This window comes from Microbacterium sp. NPDC008134, from assembly GCF_042957055.1.
Classification (GTDB): Bacteria; Actinomycetota; Actinomycetes; order Actinomycetales; family Microbacteriaceae; genus Microbacterium.
In genome coordinates this window covers 1,479,632-1,497,940 of sequence record NZ_JBIBHO010000001.1, presented here as the reverse complement: position 1 = coordinate 1,497,940, position 18,309 = coordinate 1,479,632, and the positions used below count along the sequence as shown (strand labels likewise).

The 18,309-nt window shown below is 68.7% G+C and carries 18 protein-coding genes; 8 read left to right on the top strand and 10 right to left on the bottom strand.

Going from position 1 to position 18,309, the window contains the following annotated elements:
• Positions 1–22 precede the first annotated feature (22 nt).
• The 3 genes from ACFY9N_RS06995 to ACFY9N_RS06985 all read left to right on the top strand — a co-directional run bounded on the left by ACFY9N_RS06995 (position 23) and on the right by ACFY9N_RS06985 (position 1,539).
• Positions 23–436 (top strand): thioredoxin family protein, encoded by a 414-nt coding sequence (locus ACFY9N_RS06995; protein ID WP_391477676.1) that lies wholly within the window; start codon positions 23–25, stop codon positions 434–436.
• A 19-nt stretch (positions 437–455) separates the two neighbouring features.
• Complete coding sequence (locus ACFY9N_RS06990) at positions 456–1,031, top strand: DUF4395 domain-containing protein (RefSeq protein ID WP_391477674.1); 576 nt, start codon at positions 456–458, stop codon at positions 1,029–1,031.
• 82 nt (positions 1,032–1,113) lie between these two features.
• On the top strand, positions 1,114–1,539 hold the full coding sequence (locus ACFY9N_RS06985; protein WP_391477673.1) for an OsmC family peroxiredoxin: 426 nt from the start codon (positions 1,114–1,116) through the stop codon (positions 1,537–1,539).
• 14 nt (positions 1,540–1,553) lie between these two features.
• On the opposite strand, the gene ACFY9N_RS06980 is transcribed toward ACFY9N_RS06985, so the two are convergent.
• The 6 genes from ACFY9N_RS06980 to ACFY9N_RS06955 all read right to left on the bottom strand — a co-directional run bounded on the left by ACFY9N_RS06980 (position 1,554) and on the right by ACFY9N_RS06955 (position 9,189).
• Complete coding sequence (locus tag ACFY9N_RS06980) at positions 1,554–1,991, bottom strand: hypothetical protein (RefSeq protein ID WP_391477672.1); 438 nt, start codon at positions 1,989–1,991, stop codon at positions 1,554–1,556.
• The gene (gene dapB / locus ACFY9N_RS06975) at positions 1,988–2,728 is read right to left on the bottom strand and encodes a 4-hydroxy-tetrahydrodipicolinate reductase (protein ID WP_391477671.1); all 741 of its coding nucleotides are present in this window, start codon (positions 2,726–2,728) and stop codon (positions 1,988–1,990) included. Before dapB ends, ACFY9N_RS06980 begins: the two co-directional genes overlap by 4 nt.
• Before the next feature lie 60 nt (positions 2,729–2,788).
• Positions 2,789–3,391 (bottom strand): histidine phosphatase family protein, encoded by a 603-nt coding sequence (locus ACFY9N_RS06970; RefSeq protein ID WP_391477670.1) that lies wholly within the window; start codon positions 3,389–3,391, stop codon positions 2,789–2,791.
• 80 nt (positions 3,392–3,471) lie between these two features.
• Complete coding sequence (locus ACFY9N_RS06965) at positions 3,472–4,500, bottom strand: aldo/keto reductase (protein ID WP_391477669.1); 1,029 nt, start codon at positions 4,498–4,500, stop codon at positions 3,472–3,474.
• Between the two features lie 215 nt (positions 4,501–4,715).
• The gene (locus ACFY9N_RS06960; protein WP_391477668.1) at positions 4,716–6,992 is read right to left on the bottom strand and encodes a polyribonucleotide nucleotidyltransferase; all 2,277 of its coding nucleotides are present in this window, start codon (positions 6,990–6,992) and stop codon (positions 4,716–4,718) included.
• Between the two features lie 265 nt (positions 6,993–7,257).
• Positions 7,258–9,189, bottom strand: a complete 1,932-nt coding sequence (locus ACFY9N_RS06955) for a GDSL-type esterase/lipase family protein (RefSeq protein WP_391477667.1) — start codon at positions 9,187–9,189, stop codon at positions 7,258–7,260.
• A gap of 154 nt (positions 9,190–9,343) precedes the next feature.
• Between ACFY9N_RS06955 and ACFY9N_RS06950 the strand changes: the two genes are divergently transcribed.
• Entirely contained in the window at positions 9,344–9,955 is a 612-nt protein-coding gene (locus tag ACFY9N_RS06950) for a DedA family protein (RefSeq protein WP_391477665.1), read from the top strand.
• Between the two features lie 10 nt (positions 9,956–9,965).
• Positions 9,966–10,145 carry a DUF5302 domain-containing protein gene (locus tag ACFY9N_RS06945; RefSeq protein ID WP_391477664.1) on the top strand — a complete coding sequence of 60 codons (180 nt, stop codon included), beginning with the start codon at positions 9,966–9,968 and terminating at the stop codon, positions 10,143–10,145.
• A gap of 58 nt (positions 10,146–10,203) precedes the next feature.
• Here the strand turns inward: ACFY9N_RS06945 and ACFY9N_RS06940 are convergent, their stop codons facing one another.
• A complete protein-coding gene (locus ACFY9N_RS06940; protein WP_391477663.1) occupies positions 10,204–11,643 on the bottom strand; it encodes a cation:dicarboxylate symporter family transporter in 1,440 nt (479 codons plus the stop codon).
• Positions 11,644–11,781: 138 nt separating this feature from the next.
• On the opposite strand from ACFY9N_RS06940, the gene ACFY9N_RS06935 reads away from it, so the two are divergent.
• Positions 11,782–13,062, top strand: a complete 1,281-nt coding sequence (locus tag ACFY9N_RS06935; RefSeq protein ID WP_391477662.1) for an ATP-binding protein — start codon at positions 11,782–11,784, stop codon at positions 13,060–13,062.
• Complete coding sequence (locus ACFY9N_RS06930) at positions 13,059–13,754, top strand: response regulator (protein WP_391477661.1); 696 nt, start codon at positions 13,059–13,061, stop codon at positions 13,752–13,754. Before ACFY9N_RS06935 ends, ACFY9N_RS06930 begins: the two co-directional genes overlap by 4 nt.
• Before the next feature lie 21 nt (positions 13,755–13,775).
• Here the strand turns inward: ACFY9N_RS06930 and ACFY9N_RS06925 are convergent, their stop codons facing one another.
• The 3 genes from ACFY9N_RS06925 to ACFY9N_RS06915 are packed head-to-tail and all read right to left on the bottom strand — an operon-like array spanning position 13,776 to position 17,056.
• Positions 13,776–15,128: an FAD-binding oxidoreductase gene (locus ACFY9N_RS06925; protein ID WP_391477659.1), complete on the bottom strand. Its 1,353-nt coding sequence runs from the start codon at positions 15,126–15,128 to the stop codon at positions 13,776–13,778.
• Positions 15,129–15,183: 55 nt separating this feature from the next.
• A complete protein-coding gene (locus ACFY9N_RS06920) occupies positions 15,184–15,828 on the bottom strand; it encodes an FMN reductase (RefSeq protein WP_391477657.1) in 645 nt (214 codons plus the stop codon).
• Between the two features lies 1 nt (position 15,829).
• Entirely contained in the window at positions 15,830–17,056 is a 1,227-nt protein-coding gene (locus ACFY9N_RS06915) for an LLM class flavin-dependent oxidoreductase (RefSeq protein ID WP_391477656.1), read from the bottom strand.
• Positions 17,057–17,167: 111 nt separating this feature from the next.
• Between ACFY9N_RS06915 and ACFY9N_RS06910 the strand changes: the two genes are divergently transcribed.
• Positions 17,168–18,304, top strand: coding sequence for an acyltransferase family protein (locus ACFY9N_RS06910; protein ID WP_391477655.1), 1,137 nt, complete (start codon positions 17,168–17,170; stop codon positions 18,302–18,304).
• Positions 18,305–18,309 lie beyond the last annotated feature (5 nt).

Genomic DNA, 18,309 nt, shown 5'->3' with positions numbered 1-18,309 from the left:
GGCTGCGCCTTACCCTCGATGCATGTCTCCCGCCGTCGCTCTCGCGATCCTCGTCGCCCTCGTGGCGCTCGCCGTCGCGATCGGTGCGGTGGCGAAACGGCGCGACGGACTGCGCCGGGCAGGGGGAACTCTGCGGTTCGACGCATGGGATGCCTATCCCGCCGAACTCGGATCACGCGCCACCCTCGTGCAGTTCAGCACCGAGATGTGCGCACGCTGCCCACAGGTCCGGCGGATGCTGCACTCGTACGCCGAGGAGAGCGACGGACTGCGCCACGTCGAGGTCGATCTCACGCATCGCCCCGACCTCTCGTCGCGCTATCGGGTCCTCCAGACCCCGACCACCTTCGTCGTGGACGAGTCCGGCGCCGTTCGTTCCAGATTCCACGGCGTGCCGCAGCGACACGCCCTCACCGAAGCCCTCGCCTCCCTCTGAGACGACGTCAGGAGCATCCATGGTCTCTCCCGCAGGCATCGATCCCCGCGGCCCGCGTTTCGCCGCGACCGTCACGGCCGTCCTGCTGCTGCTCGCGACGTTCCTCGGACTCACCGGGATCGCGACGGCGCGCGGCGCGGCGACGTTCGGATGGTTCGCCTATCAGCCCCTCGCCGATGCGACCTTCGTGCCGGGAGGCGCGTGGTTGATCACCCAGGCGTCTCTCGCCGAGCGCGCGCTCGATCCGGCGTTCCTGGTCACGGTGATCATCGCGCTGCTCTTCCTCTGGAGCATCCTGTCCCCCGCGACCGCCCCCTGGGGAGTGATCTTCCGTCGCGCGATCCGTCCGCGTCTCGCGCCCCCGACAGAGCTCGAGGACCCGCGACCCCCGCGATTCGCGCAGGGCGTCGGACTCTTCGTCGTGACCGTCGGCCTCGTGCTCCAGCTCGCCGGTGTGCCCTGGGCCCTCCCCCTCGCCACCGCCGCCGCGTTCATCGCCGCATTCCTGAACGCCGCCATCGGCCTCTGCCTCGGCTGCCAGCTCTACCTCCTGCTGCAGCGCGCAGGACTCCTCGGCCACACCCGAGCGGCCTGACGCCGTTCCCTCCGAGAACACCGCTCGCTAGGCTGGCGCGGACGAGACACTGCGCCCCCGCAGTGCGAGAACCGGAGGAATCATGCCCGTCACCAGCGAAGCGACCACCACCTGGACCGGATCTTTGGCGGAGGGCTCCGGCACCGTCGCGTTCTCGTCGTCGAAGCTCGGCACCTTCCCCATCGACTGGAAGGCGCGCAGCGAAGGCAGTGATACCACCACCACGCCGGAGGAGCTCATCGCAGCCGCGCACGCATCCTGCTTCAGCATGGCTCTCGCCCATGCACTGAGCGAGAACGGCACCCCGCCGGAGCGCGTGAACGCGAGCGCATCCGTGACCTTCAAGCCGGGAGTCGGCATCACCGGAAGCCACCTCAACGTCAATGCCGTCGTGCCCGGTCTCTCCGCCGACGAGTTCCAGGAGATCGCCGAAGGCGCGAAGTCCGGATGCCCGGTCTCCCAGGCGCTCGCGGGCATCGAGATCACGCTCGAAGCCACTCTGGCCTGAGGCCCCCAGACCGGTCAGCCGCGGGAGAGCCTGATCGCCTCGCGGATGCTCGCGCGGGCGTCCTTGCGCCGCCCCGCGGCATCCTGCACGACCCCCAGACGGAAGCGCGCGCGCCACTCCTCCGGTGCTGCCTCGGCCTCCGCCCGGTAACGCTGGATCAGCGGGTCGGCATCCGCACGAGCGATGCGCCCGCTCGGGGTGAGCTCGGTCTCCGCCTCCGGCATCCCGCCCTCGGCATCGAGCGTGCGCCCGAGACGATCCGCGGCGAAGCCGAACTGCATCTCGCGGATCAGCGCCCAGGCGCCGATCAGCGGCATGACCAGCAGCGCGATGCCGATGGCGATCGCGATCGGCTCGCCGGTGCCGAGCATCAGCACCGCGCGGTATCCGACGACCACGATGTACAGCGCGAGGCACAGGGCCATCACGCCGACCCCGATGCGCGAGATCATGAGCGGATGCCGATGTCGATCATGTTCTCGAGGCCGACCACGATCCCCGTCGCATCCCGCGTGAACGGAACGGCGAGGCGGATGCCCGGGGCGTAGGCGAGCGCGGGCTCGACGGTGTCGTGCGTGAACGTCAGCGACTCGCCGGGGCCCGCGAGCACGACCTCCTGCTTCGCGATGACACCGGGGCGGCGGAGCGAGTGGATCGGGACACTGCCGACCTGCTGACCGCGTGCGCGCTGATCCGCGTGCGGTGCGCTCACCGGCCCCTGCTCGGAACGGGCGGCCGCGATGAGTTCCGCCGTGCGCACGGCGGTGCCGCTGGGCGAATCGATCTTCGTCTCACGGTGAGCCTCGACGATCTCGGCGGAGTCGAAGAACGGCGCCGCGGCAGCGGCGAGGGCCGATCCGAGCACCGAGCCCAGCGAGAAGTTGGGGATGAACACGGCGGCCGTGCCGGCGGCCTCGACCAGTGGTCGCACGAGCGCGATGCGCTCCGCCGACCACCCGGATGTGGCGACGAGCACGTTCTGCCCGTGCTCCACCGCGGATCGCACGACATCGATGCTCACCTGCGGCGTCGACGCGTCGATCACCAGGTCGGCTCCCGCGAGGTCCGACAGATCGCTCGAGGACGACAGGACGCGACTCACCTCGAAGCCCTCGAGATCGTCGATGACGGCGTGGATGATCGCCCCGAGCTTGCCGGTCCCGCCGACGAGTGCTACCTGCGTGGTCATGGCTCCAGTCTATTTCGGGCATCCGGCGTCTCACCCCGGGGCGCGCGGCAGTCCCGGGACTCAGACCGGGATCGCGTCGGGCATACCCGTGCGGAGTTCCATGGGAAGATGCCCGGTGTCGTTGTGGTTCAGCAACGTCCACGGACGGCCCTGCTTCTGCGCGATGACGGTGAGTCCGCAGTGAGCCTGATTCAGCGTCATCCACCGCCACTCCGGCGCTCCGAGCACTTCGCGCACGAACCACGAGATCACGAAGTTGTGGGTGATGAGAACCTCGTGCACCTCGCCCGTCTTGCGCACGAGGAACTCGTTGACGGCGTCGGACATCTGCGCGCCGCCGGCCTCGATCTCCGCATCGGTGATCGATCCGAAGAACGGCTCGAAGGCGGCGGGAGTCTCCTCGGTCATGCCGGTCGGAACACAGTCGAACAGCAGCGGGGTCGGCTTGGGGTCGACCGAGGGAAGTCGCGCCGCGATGGCACGCGCGGTCTCGTTCGCCCGCAGCAGCGGGGAATGCCAGACCGCATCGAGCGGGAGCCCGCCCAGGCGGTCGGCGATCAACTCGGCCTGGCGCTGCCCCCGCGGGGACAGGGGGCCGTCGGCCAGGCCGTGCTCGGCATCCTGATGTTCACCGTGTCTGACCAGATAGATATAGTGCGTCACTGCTCGCTCGCTTCATCGCCAGCGTCTGCCGGACTCTCACTCCACCCTATGCCACGCATATGACGGTCGTGTGAAGCTGCTCAGGTGGCCGCACGAGCGAGATCGGCCAGGTGCGCGCGCGACAGGGCGACGCCTGCCCCCTGCATGAGCTCGTCGACGTGCTCGGCGGCGAAGGTGTTGACGATCGGGGCGACGATCGATCGCTGAGCCAACAGCCAGGCGATCGAGACGGCGGCCACCGGCACGCTCAGCTCTTCGGCGATCTGATCGAGGGCTCGAAGGATGCGGATGCCGCGACGGTTGAGGTTCCCGCGCAGTTGCTCGCCCCTCACCCCGCGGGAGGCGACCGACTTGTTGCGGTGACGCCCCGAGAGGAAGCCGTGCTCGAGCGCGTGAGACGGAGTGACCGCGAGGTTCTGCGCGCCGGCGACGAGACGGAGATCACCCTCGAACGACTGGCGGCGGATCAGGTTGTACGGCGCGTCGACGACCTCGATGCGCGGGTAGCCCGCCGAGGCGAGGATGCGCGCCTCCACCAGGCGCTCCGGGGCGAATCCGAACGCCCCGACGGCCGCCACCTTTCCCGCATCGACCAGCCACTCGACCGTCGCGAGCGTGTCTTCGAGGTTCGTCGTGGCGTCGAGTGTGGCATCGAGGTAGAGCACATCGAGACGCTCGGTTCCCAGACGCGTCAGGGAACCCTCGACCGCACGCACGAGGTTCACCGATCCGAGTCCCGGGTTGTCGGCATGCGCGCCGATCCGTGCGCTCAGCACGACTTCGTCGCGCAGACCGCGGGAACGCAGCCACTGACCGATGATGTGCTCGCTGCGACCACCGGAGAAACCGTCGGCGGTGTGCACCGCGTTGCCGCCGAACTCGATGTAGCGATCGAGGATGCCGTGGCTCGTCTCGAGATCGACGTTCCACCCGAACTCGGCCGCGCCGAGCATCAGCGGGAACGTCTCGATCCCGGTCTCACCGAGCGGGACCCGAATGGTCTCGCCGACCCCCGGACCCACGATCGGGATCGGGGCGGACGGATGCTCCGCGCCCTGCGCGAGCGCGCGATCGTCCGGGGCTCCTGCGCCTACGCCGAACAATCGCATACTCTCACCCCCACGTCCATCGGTGCGAGCCGATCTTCGTACCTGCATTCATGCACCCCCCGGTGCGTACTTCGAGAGTATGCGAAACCGACGAACTCACCGACCAATCCGCGGAACGGCGGGCAAACTTCCCGTAACGGTTTGGTCACGGGAACGACGAGAGCCCGATGCCCTCCCCTGCGGGAAGGCACCGGGCTCGCGTCGTAGGGAACCGATTACTCGGCTGCGGCCTCCTCGGCCGGAGCGGCGTCGGCCGCAGGGGCCTCGTCGATCACGGGCTCGAGCGAGAGCTTGCCGCGGTCGTCGATCTTCGTGATCTTCACGAGGATCTTCTGCCCGACCGAGAGCACGTCATCGACGTTCTCGACGCGCTTGCCACCGGCGAGCTTGCGCACCTCGGTGACGTGCAGCAGACCGTCCTTCCCGGGCAGCAGCGAGACGAACGCGCCGAAGGTCGCGATCTTCACGACGGTACCGAGGAACTGCTCCCCGACCTCGGGGTTGGTCGGGTTGGCGATCGCGTTGACCTGGGCACGGGCGGCCTCGGCCGACGGGCCGTCGGTCGCACCGATGTAGACGGTGCCGTCCTCCTCGATGGAGATCTGCGCGCCGGTCTCGTCCTGGATCGCGTTGATCGTCTTGCCCTTCGGGCCGATCAGCTCACCGATCTTGTCGACCGGGATCTGGACGCTGATGACGCGCGGCGCCGTCGGCGCCATCTCGTCGGGCGCGTCGATCGCGGCGTTGAGGACGTTGAGGATCGTCAGACGCGCGTCGCGGGCCTGGGTCAGCGCACCCGCGAGCACCGACGACGGGATGCCGTCGAGCTTCGTGTCGAGCTGGATCGCCGTGACGAACTCGCTGGTACCTGCGACCTTGAAGTCCATGTCGCCGAGTGCGTCCTCCGCACCGAGGATGTCGGTGAGCGCCGCGTAACGGGTCTCACCGTCGACCTCGTCAGAGACGAGACCCATCGCGATACCGGCGACGGGAGCGCGCAGCGGCACACCCGCGTTCAGCAGCGACAGCGTCGAGGCGCAGACCGAGCCCATCGACGTCGAACCGTTGGAGCTGAGCGCCTCCGACACCTGACGGATCGCGTAGGGGAACTCCTCGCGGCTCGGCAGCACCGGCACGAGCGCGCGCTCGGCGAGGAAGCCGTGCCCGATCTCACGACGCTTCGGCGATCCCACGCGGCCGGTCTCACCGGTCGAGTAGGGCGGGAAGTTGTAGTGGTGCATGTAGCGCTTGCTCGTCGTGGGCGACAGCGAGTCGATCTGCTGCTCCATCTTGAGCATGTTCAGCGTGGTGACACCCATGATCTGGGTCTCGCCGCGCTGGAAGATCGCGGAGCCGTGCACACGCGGGATGACCTGCACCTCGGCGTCGAGCGGACGGATGTCGGCCAGACCACGACCGTCGATGCGGACGCTCTCGGTGAGGATGCGGCCACGGACGATCTTCTTGGTGACCGACTTGTACGCGCCCCCGAACTCGCTCAGAGCCGATTCGGGCAGCGTGCCCGCTTCGACGGCGGCCGCAAGCTCGCCCTTGACGCGGTCCTTGATCGCGTCGTCGGCGTTCTGACGCTCGGTCTTGTCGGCGATCTGGTAGACGTCGCTGAGCTCGGCGAACGCGCGCTCCGACACGAAGTCGAAGACCTCGTCGGTGTACGGCGGGAAGACCGGGTACACACCCGGCTCCTTCGACGCCGTGGCGGCGAGCTCGGCCTGAGCCTTGACGAGCTGGGCGATGAACGGCTTCGACGCCTCGAGTCCCTGGGCGACGACGGCCTCGTCGGGCTTGGTGGCGCCCGCCTTGATGAGGTTCCAGCTGCCCTCGGTCGCCTCGGCCTCGACCATCATGATCGCGACGTCCTCGGTGCCGTCGGCCTTGGTGACCACACGGCCGGCGACGATCAGGTCGAACACGGCCTCGTCGACCTGTGCGGCCGTCGGGAACGCGACCCACTGGTCGGCGTGCTCGCCCTGGCCGGGGATGAACGCGAGACGCACACCGGCGACGGGGCCGGAGAACGGAAGACCCGAGATCTGGGTCGACGCGGATGCCGCGTTGATCGCGAGAGCGTCGTAGAACTCGCCCGGAGCGATCGAGAGAACGGTGATGACGATCTGGACCTCGTTGCGGAGGCCGTCGACGAACGACGGACGCAGCGGACGGTCGATCAGGCGGCAGACGAGGATCGCCTCGGTCGAGGGACGACCCTCGCGGCGGAAGAACGAGCCGGGGATCTTGCCGGCGGCGTAGGAGCGCTCCTCGACGTCGACCGTCAGCGGGAAGAAGTCGAAGCCCTCACGCGGGTGCTTGCCGGCGCTGGTGGCCGAGAGGAGCATGGTCTCGCCGTCGAGGTACGCGGCGACTGCGCCCTGAGCCTGCTGCGCGAGGCGGCCGGTCTCGAAGCGGATGGTGCGGGTGCCGAAGCGGCCGTTGTCGAGAACGGCCTCGGTGGCGGTGATTTCAGGACCTTCCAAGAGGTCTCTCCTTCTTTGTTTAGACTCGCGAATCCGTGTGACGCGCGAGCGTGTTCATGAAGGAGCGGAACGGCAGGATCCGGGCGCGCGAGCACTCTCGCGAATGTCGCCTGCGCTGGCCACCAGTAGAAAGCCACCCGACGCATCGTGTGCCGAGGAACCCACCACAGGGGACCAGCTCCTCCGCCGATCGCTCCATGAGTCGATGTGAAGTTGTGCGACCGACACAGGTCGGCCTCGTCAACCCTACCAGGGACGCCCGATTTCACCCCCGTCCCGCGGGCACGCCGCGCTGAACCGTCGAGCGCCCCAGGTAGACGTAGTCATCGTGTTTCGCCGCACGGCCGTCGCCGGCCGTGCGTCCGTGCAGGCGACGCCACACCCACGGCAGCGCATGGCGGGACCACCACAGACCCGTTCCGATGTCGTTCTGCTCGTGCAGCGAAGCATCGAGTGCACCGAGCGCCTCGGCATGCGGGACGCCGAGGATGTCTCCCGCGCGATACGCGAGGAAGCGGTGCCCACTGCTGCTGAGATGCACGAGATCCTCCCCCCAGTGCTCGCGCTCTCGGAGGGACGGGTGGAGGTCGGTATCGATCAGCACCGCACCCGTGCGCGCGGCGATGCCGCTGAGCGCCGTGGCAAAGGCCGCGAATCGCGCGGCGTAGATGGCGGCAGCGCGTCGACCCGGCAGGAACGGCGTCACGAGGACGACCATGGCTCCCGTCGCCCGCAGGCGCACGATCGCACGCTCGAGGTCCGCGGCGAGCGCGGGGATGTCGACACGATGCTTCACCAGGTCGTTCGCACCGATGAGCACGGAGACCAGGTCGGGACAGAGTTCCAGGGCGCGCTCCAGTTGAGGGCCGCAGACATCGGCGACTCGCTTCGAGCGGATGGCGAGGTTGGCGTAGTGGAGGCCTCCCCGCGAGGCGAGGAGGAGCGCGAGGCGGTCGGCCCACCCGCGCAGGGCGCCGTCCGGGGCCGGGTCGCACAGTCCCTCGGTGAGCGAGTCACCCAGAGCGATGTACCGCTGCCACCGAACGGGCTCCACCGGGAGGGGCGTCTCGGGACGGATGCTGCGGCGAGCGCGGAGCGACACGTCGACCCCCTTGAGCGTTCGCGCCTCGTCGAAGTGCTCGAGGAGCCGATCGCACACGCTCGACCACGAGCGCGCCTGAACCCCGTCGTGGCCGGCTTCGCCGAATGCCCGTCGCTTGCGGGCGTCGCCCACCAGATCGGCCACTCGCATCCGGAGATCGTCGAGATCTCCCGGTCGGTACAGCCATCCGTCTATCCCCATCCGGACGAGGTCGAGGGGCCCGCCCCGCCCGGTGGCCACCACGGGTACGCCGCTCGCGTGCGCCTCCTGCAGTGTCTGCCCGAAGGTCTCGCTCTCGCCCGGATGCACGAAGACGTCGAACGAGGAGACGGCGGCGGCGAGGGCATCGCCGTCGAGGTGGCCGAGGAAGACGGCATCCGGGAGCAGCGATTCCAGGCGCGCCCTGCTCGGACCGTCCCCGACGATCACGAGGCGCGTTCCCGGCACGGAGCGCAGGGCGACGAGGTCCTCGACTTGCTTCTCCGGTGCGAGGCGCCCGACATATCCGATGATGACGTCAGCGCCCCACCCGGCTCGCAGGCTCTCATCCCGGTGAGCGGGGTGGAAACGCTCCGCATCGACGCCTCGCCCCCAGCGACGGAGACGGTCGACGCCGAGGCGCTCGAGCTGCTGGGCGGACTCCGACGACGGGGCGAGGGTCAGCGTTGCGCGCCGGTGGAGGCGAGCGATGTGCGTCTGGGCGATCCCGGTCGTCGCAGCGACCCGATAGCGCTCGGTGTACGCCGCGACATCGGTCTGGTACGCCGCGACCGATGCCACGTCGAGGCGCTCGGCCGCGAGCACGCCGCGCCACCCGAGCGCGAACGGCGATGCGAGGTGGACGACGTCCGGACGGAAGCGTCGGAGAGAGCCCGCCAGACGCGAGGCCGGCGAGGTGCCGACCCGCACGTTGCGATACCCGGGGAGCGCGAGGCTCGGGATCGCCTCGACCGGGGCACCGTGCATCTGCCGCGGCATTCCGGCGGCAGCGGGAGCGATGACGTGGGCCTCGTGGCCGTGTCGTTCGAGGTGACGCAGGATCTGCAGCACGGATCCGGTCACACCGTTCATGTGCGGAAGGAAGGACTCTGTCACGATCGCGACTCTCACACCCCCAGGATGAAGGCAGGGATCAGTTGTCGAGCCCCGATACGGTCGTGCGCACCAGATGTTCACCGGATGCACGAAAGCCCGTCACCGGCTATCCGGATTTCAGTCGCCGTTCACCGCCGGAGGGCACCGTGGTGACGTGCCCACCGAACTCCTCGCCGACGTCCTCTCCGGCCCCTGGGCGCTCGTGATCATGTGCCTGCTCGTCTTCGGCGATGCGTTCCTGGTCGTGATCCCCGGAGAGGTCGCTGTCACGGCCCTCGGTGCGGCATCCGTATCCACCGGAGCTCCGCCGCTCTGGGCCGTCATCTCCTGCGCCGCGGCCGCTGCCGCTCTCGGCGACATCGCGTGCTACATGATCGGCCGGTTCGTCGGGACCGACCGCTGGCGCTGGATGCGCGCGCCCCGAGTGCGACGCGCCCTCGATTGGGCACGGCGGCGACTCGACGGCGGAATGGCGACCGTCCTGTTCACCGCACGGTTCGTCCCTTTCGTCCGTCTCGCGATCAACCTCGTCGCCGGAGCATCCCGCGTGCACCCTCCGCGCTATCTCGCCCTGGTGACGGTGGCGGCGCTCGGCTGGGCGGCGTATCAGGCCTCGGTCGGCGCGGCCGTCGCCGCGATCCTCCCCGGGGGACCGATCGTCGCGGTTCCCGTGTCGATCGCCGTCGCCATCGGCCTCGGTCTGCTCATCGACCTGATCACGCGACGCAGCCGGCGAGACCTCCCGGACGAGACGCCCGTGGCCTAGGCTGGCGGACATGAGCACCGAAGAAGGCGCCGTCTCCTCCTCCGAGGAGATGAAGCGCAAGTTCAAGGAAGCGCTCGAGAAGAAGAACGCGCAGCACCGTCAGGGCGAGTCCCACCTGGATGGCGATTCCGCCGTCCACGGCGGTGCGGCCCCGCAGACGCGGCGCGAGTTCCGACGCAAGAGCGGTTGACCACCGATGCGGGAGCCGACACGTCCGTCGGCTCCCGCATCTTCATCCGGTTCCCGGTTCAGCCCTGCAGCGCACGCCGACGCGCGCGCTCCTCTTTCGCCGACATCTCGTCGAGCGCCGACTCCTTGAGCTCCTGCACGTCGGCGGCCCCGTGCTCGTCCGACATCCCGTGCCCATCGACCCCGTCGAGCAGGGACTCGTCGAACGGCAGGTCGCCGCTGAGCACCCGTTCGACGCGATCGCGATCGATCTGCTTCGTCCACGTGCCGATCAGGAAGGTCGCGACGGCGTTGCCGGTGAAGTTGGTGAGCGCGCGTCCTTCCGACATGAACCGGTCGATGCCGACGATGACGCCCACGCCGTCGACCAGATCCGGCCGGTAGGCCTGCAGTCCGCCGGCCAGCGTCGCGAGCCCGGCACCGGTGACCCCGGCCGCGCCCTTGCTCGCGATGATCATGAACACGAGCAGACCGATCTGCTCACCGATCGACATCGGCTGCCCCATGCCGGTCGCGATGAACAGCGATGCCATGGTCAGGTAGATCGCCGTGCCGTCGAGGTTGAACGAGTAGCCGGTGGGAACGGTGATGCCGACGACCGGCTTGGAGACCCCTACGTGCTCCATCTTCGCGATCAGTCTCGGCAGAGCCGACTCCGACGACGACGTGCCGACGATCAGCAGGTATTCCCGGGCGAGGTACTTCATCAGCCGGAAGATGTTGACCCGAGTCACCGCGAAAAGCAGAACGCCCAGGATCACCACGATGAACAGGATGCAGGTGATGTAGAACGCCACCATCAGGATGCCCAGGCTCCAGATCGCAGAGATGCCGGTCTTGCCGACGACCGCGGCGATCGCTCCGAACGCGCCGAGTGGAGCGAGCCAGAGGATCATGCCGAGAATGCGGAACACGAGCTTCTGGAGGTTCTTGACCGCGTCCATGATCGGGGCTCCGCGATCTCCGAGGCCCTGCAGCGCGAAGCCGGTGAGCAGCGCGATGAAGAGCACCTGCAGCACGCTCTCCCCGGTGAACGCCGAGAAGAAGGTCGCCGGGATGATCCCCAGGACGAAGTCCTGCGTGCTCTTCGCCTCCCCGGTCTCAGCGTCGTAGGTCGCGCCGGCCATGTCGAGGCCCGACCCGGGGTGGATGAGGTTGCCGACGACCAGCCCGATCGCGAGGGCGAAGGTCGACATAACCATGAAGTACAGCAACGCGAGTCCGCCGATCTTGCCGACCGTGGCCGCTTTGGCGATCGATCCGACCCCGACGACGATCGTGCAGAAGATGATCGGGGCGATCATCATCTTGATCAGCGCCACGAACCCCTTGCCGAGCGGCTCGAAGCTCTGCCCGACCTCCGGCCAGATGAGCCCGACGAGTGCGCCCAGGACGACCGCGATGATCACCGAGACATAGAGCCAGGTGTGACGGTCCCAGGACTGCTTGCCGCGCCTCCAATGGAAACCGGGCAGTGTGAATCCGGTGGTGATGGCCATTTCTCCTCCTCGGGGATGAACGTCGTCGTTCGGGCCGGCGCCCTCGCCGGCAGTGACCCCAACGTCTCCGACTTCGCACGACGACACCATTTGTGGTCGTATTGGTCACATTCGCCATCGCCGACGAAGGGAGCCGCGATGCCGCACGCCCGCACCGCCCGCAGCGCGGCCTCGCGCGTGTTCGTCGTCCTCCTCCTGTCCGCCGTCGTCATCGGCGCCCTGGTGGCGCTGTTCCTCGTCGTCGAAGCTCAGCGCGCCACTCGCGCGGAGGCGGAGCGCGTCACTTCCTCGACTGCCATCGCGCTCGCGGCGTCACCCCTCGTCACCGCTTCGGTCGGGGATGAGGATCGGCAACGCGCGACGCGCACCCTCGAGCCGTACGCGTTGGAGGTCATCGACGCCGCGGGACTCGACTTCATCACGATCATGACGCCCACCGGCATCCGCGTGACCCATCCCGACCTCGACGAGATCGGGAAGCCTTACCTCGGCACGATCCCCGATCGGCCGATACCACTCACCGAGGAGTTCACCGGCACGCTCGGCCCCTCGGTCCGCACGATCGTTCCGGTGACGAGCGCGGACGGCAGTCTCGTCGGTTGGGTGGCCGCCGGCGTCACCACCGAGACGATCAGCGAGACCCTGTTGCGCCGTCTCCCCCTCTCACTCGGCATCACCGCCGCGCTGGTCGCGGCCGGCGCTCTCGGAGCGTGGGCGGCACGGCGGGTCACGCGTCGGATCGCCGGGGATCTCCCGCCCGGGCAGGTGAGGGACGCCGTGTCGTCCTACGAGTCGATCCGCACCCTCGGTGACGCGCTGCGCGCGCAGACCCATGAGCACGGCAACCGCATGCACACCGCGGTGGCACTCCTCGAGCTGGGCCGCACGGACGAGGCGATCGAGATCCTCACCGAGACCTCGCGCCAGAGCCAGTCGCTGGTGGACCAGGTCACCGCCCGCCGTCACGGCGACCCCACGGTCGGGGCGCTGCTGCTCGGAAAGGCCTCCCAGGCGAAGGAGCGGGGCATCGACTGGCGGATGACGATCGCACCCGACACGCCGCCCTCCCCGCTGTCGGCGGTCGACAGCGTGTCGGTGCTGGGGAACCTCATCGACAACGCCATGGATGCCGTGACGGATGCCGAAGACCGATGGGTGTCGGTCACGCTTCGACGTTCGGCGGACGACGGGATCGAGCTCGACGTCGCCGACAGCGGTCCCGGCATTCCTCCTGCGCTGCGCGAGGAGATCTTCACCTCGGGGTTCTCGACGAAGGAGGCCGGCGCCGCCGGGCGCGGAGTCGGGTTGGCGCTCGTGCGCTCCCTCGTGCTCGGCGCCGGGGGTCGGCTCGAGCTGCGCCATGATCCGACCACCTTCCACGTCGCTCTTCCGGCTGCACGCCCCTGGGGAAGACGATGATCCGCGTCCTTCTCGTCGATGACGACGCCCTCACTCTCGAGTTGCACCGCACCTACGTCGACCGGCTCGACGGATTCGTCGTCGCCGGCGAATGCACCGGGGCACGGGCTGCGGTGCACGCGGTCCTCGATCGCACCGACGCCGACGGTTTCGATCTCGTGCTCCTCGACGTGACGATGCCCGACGGCTCCGGACTCGACGTGCTGCGCACCCTCCGCGCCCGGGCGGCCGCCGTCGACGTGATCGCGATCACCGCGGTACGCGACGCCGAGACGGTCCGTCAGATGGCAGCACTCGGCGTCTTCCAGTACCTCGTCAAGCCCTTCTCGTTCGCCGTCTTCCAGGAGCGGCTGGCCCAGTACGGTGCGCATCGCGCCCAGGCCCGGGCGACGGACGGCGAAGCCACCCAGTCCGAGATCGACGCCTTGTTGGGGAGATCAACCGGCACAATCTCCCTTCCCAAGGGCCTCTCTCCCTCCTCCCTGGATCGCGTGACCGCCGCGCTGCGCGCCCGCAGTCCGCTCTCGGCGAGCGAAGCGGCGATCGAACTGGGGATGTCGCGCGTCGCCGCCCGGAGGTACCTCGAGCACCTCGCCGAAGAAGGACTCGTGGACCGCGGGGCGCGCTACGGAACCCGCGGTCGCCCGGAGACCGAATACACGTGGCGACGAGGAGGCGACGCGCGATCGTGAGCGGTCCGCACGGGCGCGGGTTCAGCGCGGAAGACGTCCGTGATGCAGGATGCCCTCCGGGTCGAATCGCTCCCGCAGCGCGCGCAGGCGAGCGAGCGTCTCATCTGTCGCGGCGTCGGCGAGCGTCTGCCCCGGTGTGAGGAACGTGGGAACCGTGCGTTCGGCCGATGCCGGTGCGACGAGCTCGCGGAAGAGCGCGAGGCTCGCATCGCCCGGCTGAATCGGAGCGCCCGGGAACAGCGGCGCAAGCGCGTAGACGAGCCACCCGGCGGATTCGAGACCGGCGAATCCCTCGCGCTTCGGCGACGCCAGCTCTCCCCCGAGCATGCGGAACTCGATCCCGATCACCGGCCACTGATCATCGTGTCGGTGGAACGCGACGAGCGCATCGATCGTGGCATCATCGAGAACCGCCAGTGCCGCAGAGGCGCCGCGGCTCGGTGTGGGGTCGGTCGGCTCCCCCGATTGCGCAGCGATCGCGGCGGGAGAGGTCTGCCCCACGACCTCGCGCAGCACGGGGGCCATGCTCCGCACGAGTTCGAGGACGTCGTCGACCGGGCCGTCCGTCGAGATCATCTGCACGGTCAGGAAGCTCTTGCCACGAATCGCTTCGGGCAGCTGCGGCGCGTCGGGCATGCGGTTCGACGTGACCGTCACGTTCAGGGTCGAAGGTACGCTCGGCGCGAGGTCGCGCACACCGCGGATGACCGCCTCGGCATCCGCGATATCGAAGACCGCCGACGCGCCCCAGACGGCGGGCGCGGGCACCAGATCGATCTCGAGGGCCGTGACGACGCCGGCGACCCCGCCCGCGCCGCGGAGCGCCCACATCAGATCCGGATCGCTCGCATCGTCGACGCGCTCGTGGCGGCCGTCCGTACGCATCACCCATGCGGCGCGCAGGTTGTCGGAGCCGAGCCCCGACGTGCGACTGAACAGGGAGTGACCGCCGCCGAGCGTGTAACCGGCCGCCGAGACGACCGGGCTGCTCCAGGCGGGGGCCACCCATCCCGAACCTTCGAGCGCGTCGATCACGCGCCCCCAACGCACGCCGGCACCGATGACGGCCGTCCCGGCATCCGTGTCGATTTCGAGGGCGTCGAAGCCGCCCATCCGTACGAGGAACGCCCCGGTGACATCGCTCCCGGCCCCGTGGCCCCCGGGCTGCACCGCGAGGGGCATTCCGGTTTCACGCGCCGCGACGATCAACGCTCCGAGGTCGTCGACATCGCGCGGATGCGCGACCGCTGCCGGGTGCTGATCGATCGAGAGGTTCCATGGCGCTCGCGCGGCGTCGAATCCTGCGTCGTCAGGCAGCAGCAACCGCCCTCCGAACGAACGACGGAGGATCGCGATTGCTTCGGATGCTGACATGACGCCACCGTACGATGCCCCTCGGACATTGTCGATGGCGTCATGCCTGGCGCGCTCACTCGCCGGCGAGGCCTCCGAGCATGTGCCCGAACGAGCGTCCCTCGCCGAGGTAGGTCGCGGGGTCGAACGGATCGGTGGCGACCGCCGCGTCGCGACGTGCGATGACGTCGGCCAGCTCCCGTGCACCCTTCTCGACGCGCTTCGCGAGCGGGGCGACGTCGTCACCCGCGCCGCCCCAGTCGCTCGAGGCCGCGAAGACCCCGGTCGAGACCGCATCGGCGTGCAGATAGGCGAAGAGCGGACGGATCGCGTAGTCGATCGCGAGCGAGTGACGGGCCGTACCGGCGTTCGCTCCGATGAGCACGGGCTTGCCGGTGAGAGCATCGGGGTCGAGCACGTCGATGAACGACTTGAACAGCCCCGAGTAGCTCGTCGAGAAGATGGGCGTCACCGCGATGAGGGCATCGGCCGAGACCACCGTGTTGATCGCCGTCTCGAGAGCGGGCGGGGCGAACCCCGTGAGCAGGTTGTTCGTGATGTCGTGCGCGTAGTCGCGCAGTTCGATCACGTCTACCGTCGCTTCGATCTCGCGAGCGGCGAGTTCCTTCACGGTCTCGGCCGCGAGACGATCCGCGAGCATGCGGGTCGACGACGGGTTCGAGAGTCCGGCCGAGACGACGGCGATCCGACGCGTGGTCATCTCACGCCTCCGTGCGGCCGAGGCCGAAGGACGCGCCGGCGGGAGCCGGCGTGTCCTGGTAGGGGCTGTCGCCGGTGAGGTTGTCGCCGCGGTTGGCTCCGGGGCGCGCCTGGCGCGTGGGGCCGTCGCCGAACTCCGCCTTCACGCGCGCGGCGTGGGTCGGGGCATCCGGCACCGCCTCCGGACGGTTCTTCGCCAGTTCCTTGCGCAGGACCGGCACGACCTCGCCGCCCAGGATGTCGAGCTGCTCGAGCACGGTCTTCAGCGGCAGACCCGCGTGGTCCATGAGGAACAGCTGACGCTGGTAGTCGCCGAAGTGCTCGCGCATACCGGCGTAGCGATCGATCACCTGCTGCGGCGAGCCGACCGTGAGCGGCGTCATCTCGGTGAAGTCCTCCATGCTCGGACCGTGACCGTAGACGGGTGCGTTGTCGAAGTACGGACGGAACCGGTTCACCGCGTCCTGCGACTTCGCCGCCATGAACACCTGGCCGCCGAGACCGACGATCGCCTGCTCGGGCGTGCCGTGACCGTAGTGCGCGTAACGCTGACGGTAGAGCTCGATCAGGCGCTGGTAGTGCTCCTTGGGCCAGAAGATGTTGTTCGCGAAGAAACCGTCGCCGTAGTACGCGGCCTGCTCGGCGATCTCGGGCGTGCGGATCGATCCGTGCCAGACGAACGGCGCGATGCCATCGAGCGGGCGCGGGGTGGACGTGAAGCCCTGCAGCGGAGTGCGGAACTTGCCCTCCCAGTCGACGACGTCCTCACGCCACAGCTTGTGCAGCAGCGCGTAGTTCTCGATCGCGAGGGGCAGACCCTGGCGGATGTCCTGGCCGAACCAGGGGTAGACCGGTCCGGTGTTGCCCCGGCCGAGCATGAGGTCCATCCGGCCGTCGGACACGTGCTGGAGCATCGCGTACTCCTCGGCGATGCGCACGGGGTCGTTGGTCGTGATGAGGGTCGTCGAGGTGGACACGACGAGACGCTCGGTCTGCGCCGCCAGGGCGGCGAGGAACGTGGTGGGGCTGGACGACCAGAACGGAGGGTTGTGGTGCTCGCCGACGGCGAAGACGTCGAGACCGACCTCCTCGGCGTGCTTCGCGATCGCCAGCGTCGCCTTGATGCGCTCCTGCTCGCTCGGCGTCACTCCGGTGGTGGGGTCGCGCGTGATGTCGCTCACCGACATGATGCCGAACTGCATCGCGGGTGCCCCTGACTGCTCGCTCATGATTTCTCTCCAACTTCTCCGAACCGGATGATGGCATCCGTTTCTATTCACTTGAATGTATATGAGTCAACGCGATCGCACCAACTTTATTCCCGGCGGTAGCCTCGGAGGATGAGCACCACCGGAGCGGACTCCACGCAGCCCGCGACAGGATCCACTCCGCGCCCCCGACGTCGTGTCCCGTTCTGGGACAACGCGCGGTACGCCTGCATCGTGCTCGTCGTCCTGGGCCACGCGATCCAACGTCTCATCTACGACTCGGACATCGCCTTCGCCTTCTATCTCGCGCTCTACGCCTTCCACATGCCGGCGTTCGCGATCATCTCGGGATACTTCTCGAAGTCGGGGTCGCCGACCAAGACGCAGATGGCCAGGGTGATCACCGACATCCTCGTGCCGTACCTGATCTTCGAGGGGCTGTGGACCCTGACGAAGTGGCTCGTCGAAGGACAGGCGAACCCCAACCCGACGCAGCCGTCGTGGACCCTCTGGTTCCTTCTCGCTCTCGGCATCTTCCGTCTGGTGCTCCCCTATCTCGCCCTCCTGCGTTGGCCGTTGCTGTGGACCGTCGTGATCTCGATCGGCGTCGGCTACCTCCCCAACATCGACAGCACCTTCTCGCTCTCGCGCACACTCGGCCTCCTCCCGTTCTTCACCCTCGGATGGTGGCTGCGCGAACGGGACGTCGTCGCGCGGCTGCGCCTTCTCGATTTCCGCCCGTGGTGGATCCGGGTCGCGGCGGTCGTCGTGCTGGCCGGCGCCGGGTGGGCAGCATGGAACTGGCTCCCGTTCTGGCAGGAGTTCGACCTGCGCCACTGGCTCTTCTACGAGGACTCCTACGCCGATCTCGGTCTCGGCGGCGAGCAGTGGTGGGCCGGCGGTGTCCGCATCGCTCTGATGCTGCTCGCCGTTGTGCTGTGCGCGGCGTTCTTCGCGCTGATCCCCCGGGGCACTCACTGGTGGACGACGTTCGGTCAGTACACGATGTACGTCTTCCTCCTGCATTCGTTCGTGCTTTACCCGTTCCGCGAGTCGGGCGTCCTGCGCGACCTCGAGCCCACCTGGATCTGGTTGCCGCTGGTCACCGTGCTCTCGGTCGTCGTCGCCCTCGCGCTCGCGACGAAGCCCGTGCGCCGCATCTTCCGACCGCTCGTGGAGCCTCGGCCGTCCTGGCTCTTCCGCGATCCCGAGCTGACCTCTCGCGAGGGCAGGCGCAACGACCCGACGGGCTCGCGACGCCCGCGATAGCCTGG

Excerpts from the sequence above, each read along its gene's own strand:
- ACFY9N_RS06940 (WP_391477663.1), bottom strand. The coding sequence starts at position 11,643 with ATGGCCATCACCACCGGATTCACACTGCCCGGTTTCCATTGGAGGCGC.
- ACFY9N_RS06990 (WP_391477674.1), top strand. The coding sequence starts at position 456 with ATGGTCTCTCCCGCAGGCATCGATCCCCGCGGCCCGCGTTTCGCCGCG.
- ACFY9N_RS06930 (WP_391477661.1), top strand. The coding sequence starts at position 13,059 with ATGATCCGCGTCCTTCTCGTCGATGACGACGCCCTCACTCTCGAGTTG.
- ACFY9N_RS06980 (WP_391477672.1), bottom strand. The coding sequence starts at position 1,991 with ATGATCTCGCGCATCGGGGTCGGCGTGATGGCCCTGTGCCTCGCGCTG.
- ACFY9N_RS06965 (WP_391477669.1), bottom strand. The coding sequence starts at position 4,500 with ATGCGATTGTTCGGCGTAGGCGCAGGAGCCCCGGACGATCGCGCGCTC.
- ACFY9N_RS06995 (WP_391477676.1), top strand. The coding sequence starts at position 23 with ATGTCTCCCGCCGTCGCTCTCGCGATCCTCGTCGCCCTCGTGGCGCTC.
- ACFY9N_RS06985 (WP_391477673.1), top strand. The coding sequence starts at position 1,114 with ATGCCCGTCACCAGCGAAGCGACCACCACCTGGACCGGATCTTTGGCG.
- ACFY9N_RS06920 (WP_391477657.1), bottom strand. The coding sequence starts at position 15,828 with ATGACCACGCGTCGGATCGCCGTCGTCTCGGCCGGACTCTCGAACCCG.
- ACFY9N_RS06935 (WP_391477662.1), top strand. The coding sequence starts at position 11,782 with ATGCCGCACGCCCGCACCGCCCGCAGCGCGGCCTCGCGCGTGTTCGTC.
- ACFY9N_RS06915 (WP_391477656.1), bottom strand. The coding sequence starts at position 17,056 with ATGAGCGAGCAGTCAGGGGCACCCGCGATGCAGTTCGGCATCATGTCG.
- ACFY9N_RS06925 (WP_391477659.1), bottom strand. The coding sequence starts at position 15,128 with ATGTCAGCATCCGAAGCAATCGCGATCCTCCGTCGTTCGTTCGGAGGG.
- ACFY9N_RS06945 (WP_391477664.1), top strand. The coding sequence starts at position 9,966 with ATGAGCACCGAAGAAGGCGCCGTCTCCTCCTCCGAGGAGATGAAGCGC.
- dapB (WP_391477671.1), bottom strand. The coding sequence starts at position 2,728 with ATGACCACGCAGGTAGCACTCGTCGGCGGGACCGGCAAGCTCGGGGCG.
- ACFY9N_RS06910 (WP_391477655.1), top strand. The coding sequence starts at position 17,168 with ATGAGCACCACCGGAGCGGACTCCACGCAGCCCGCGACAGGATCCACT.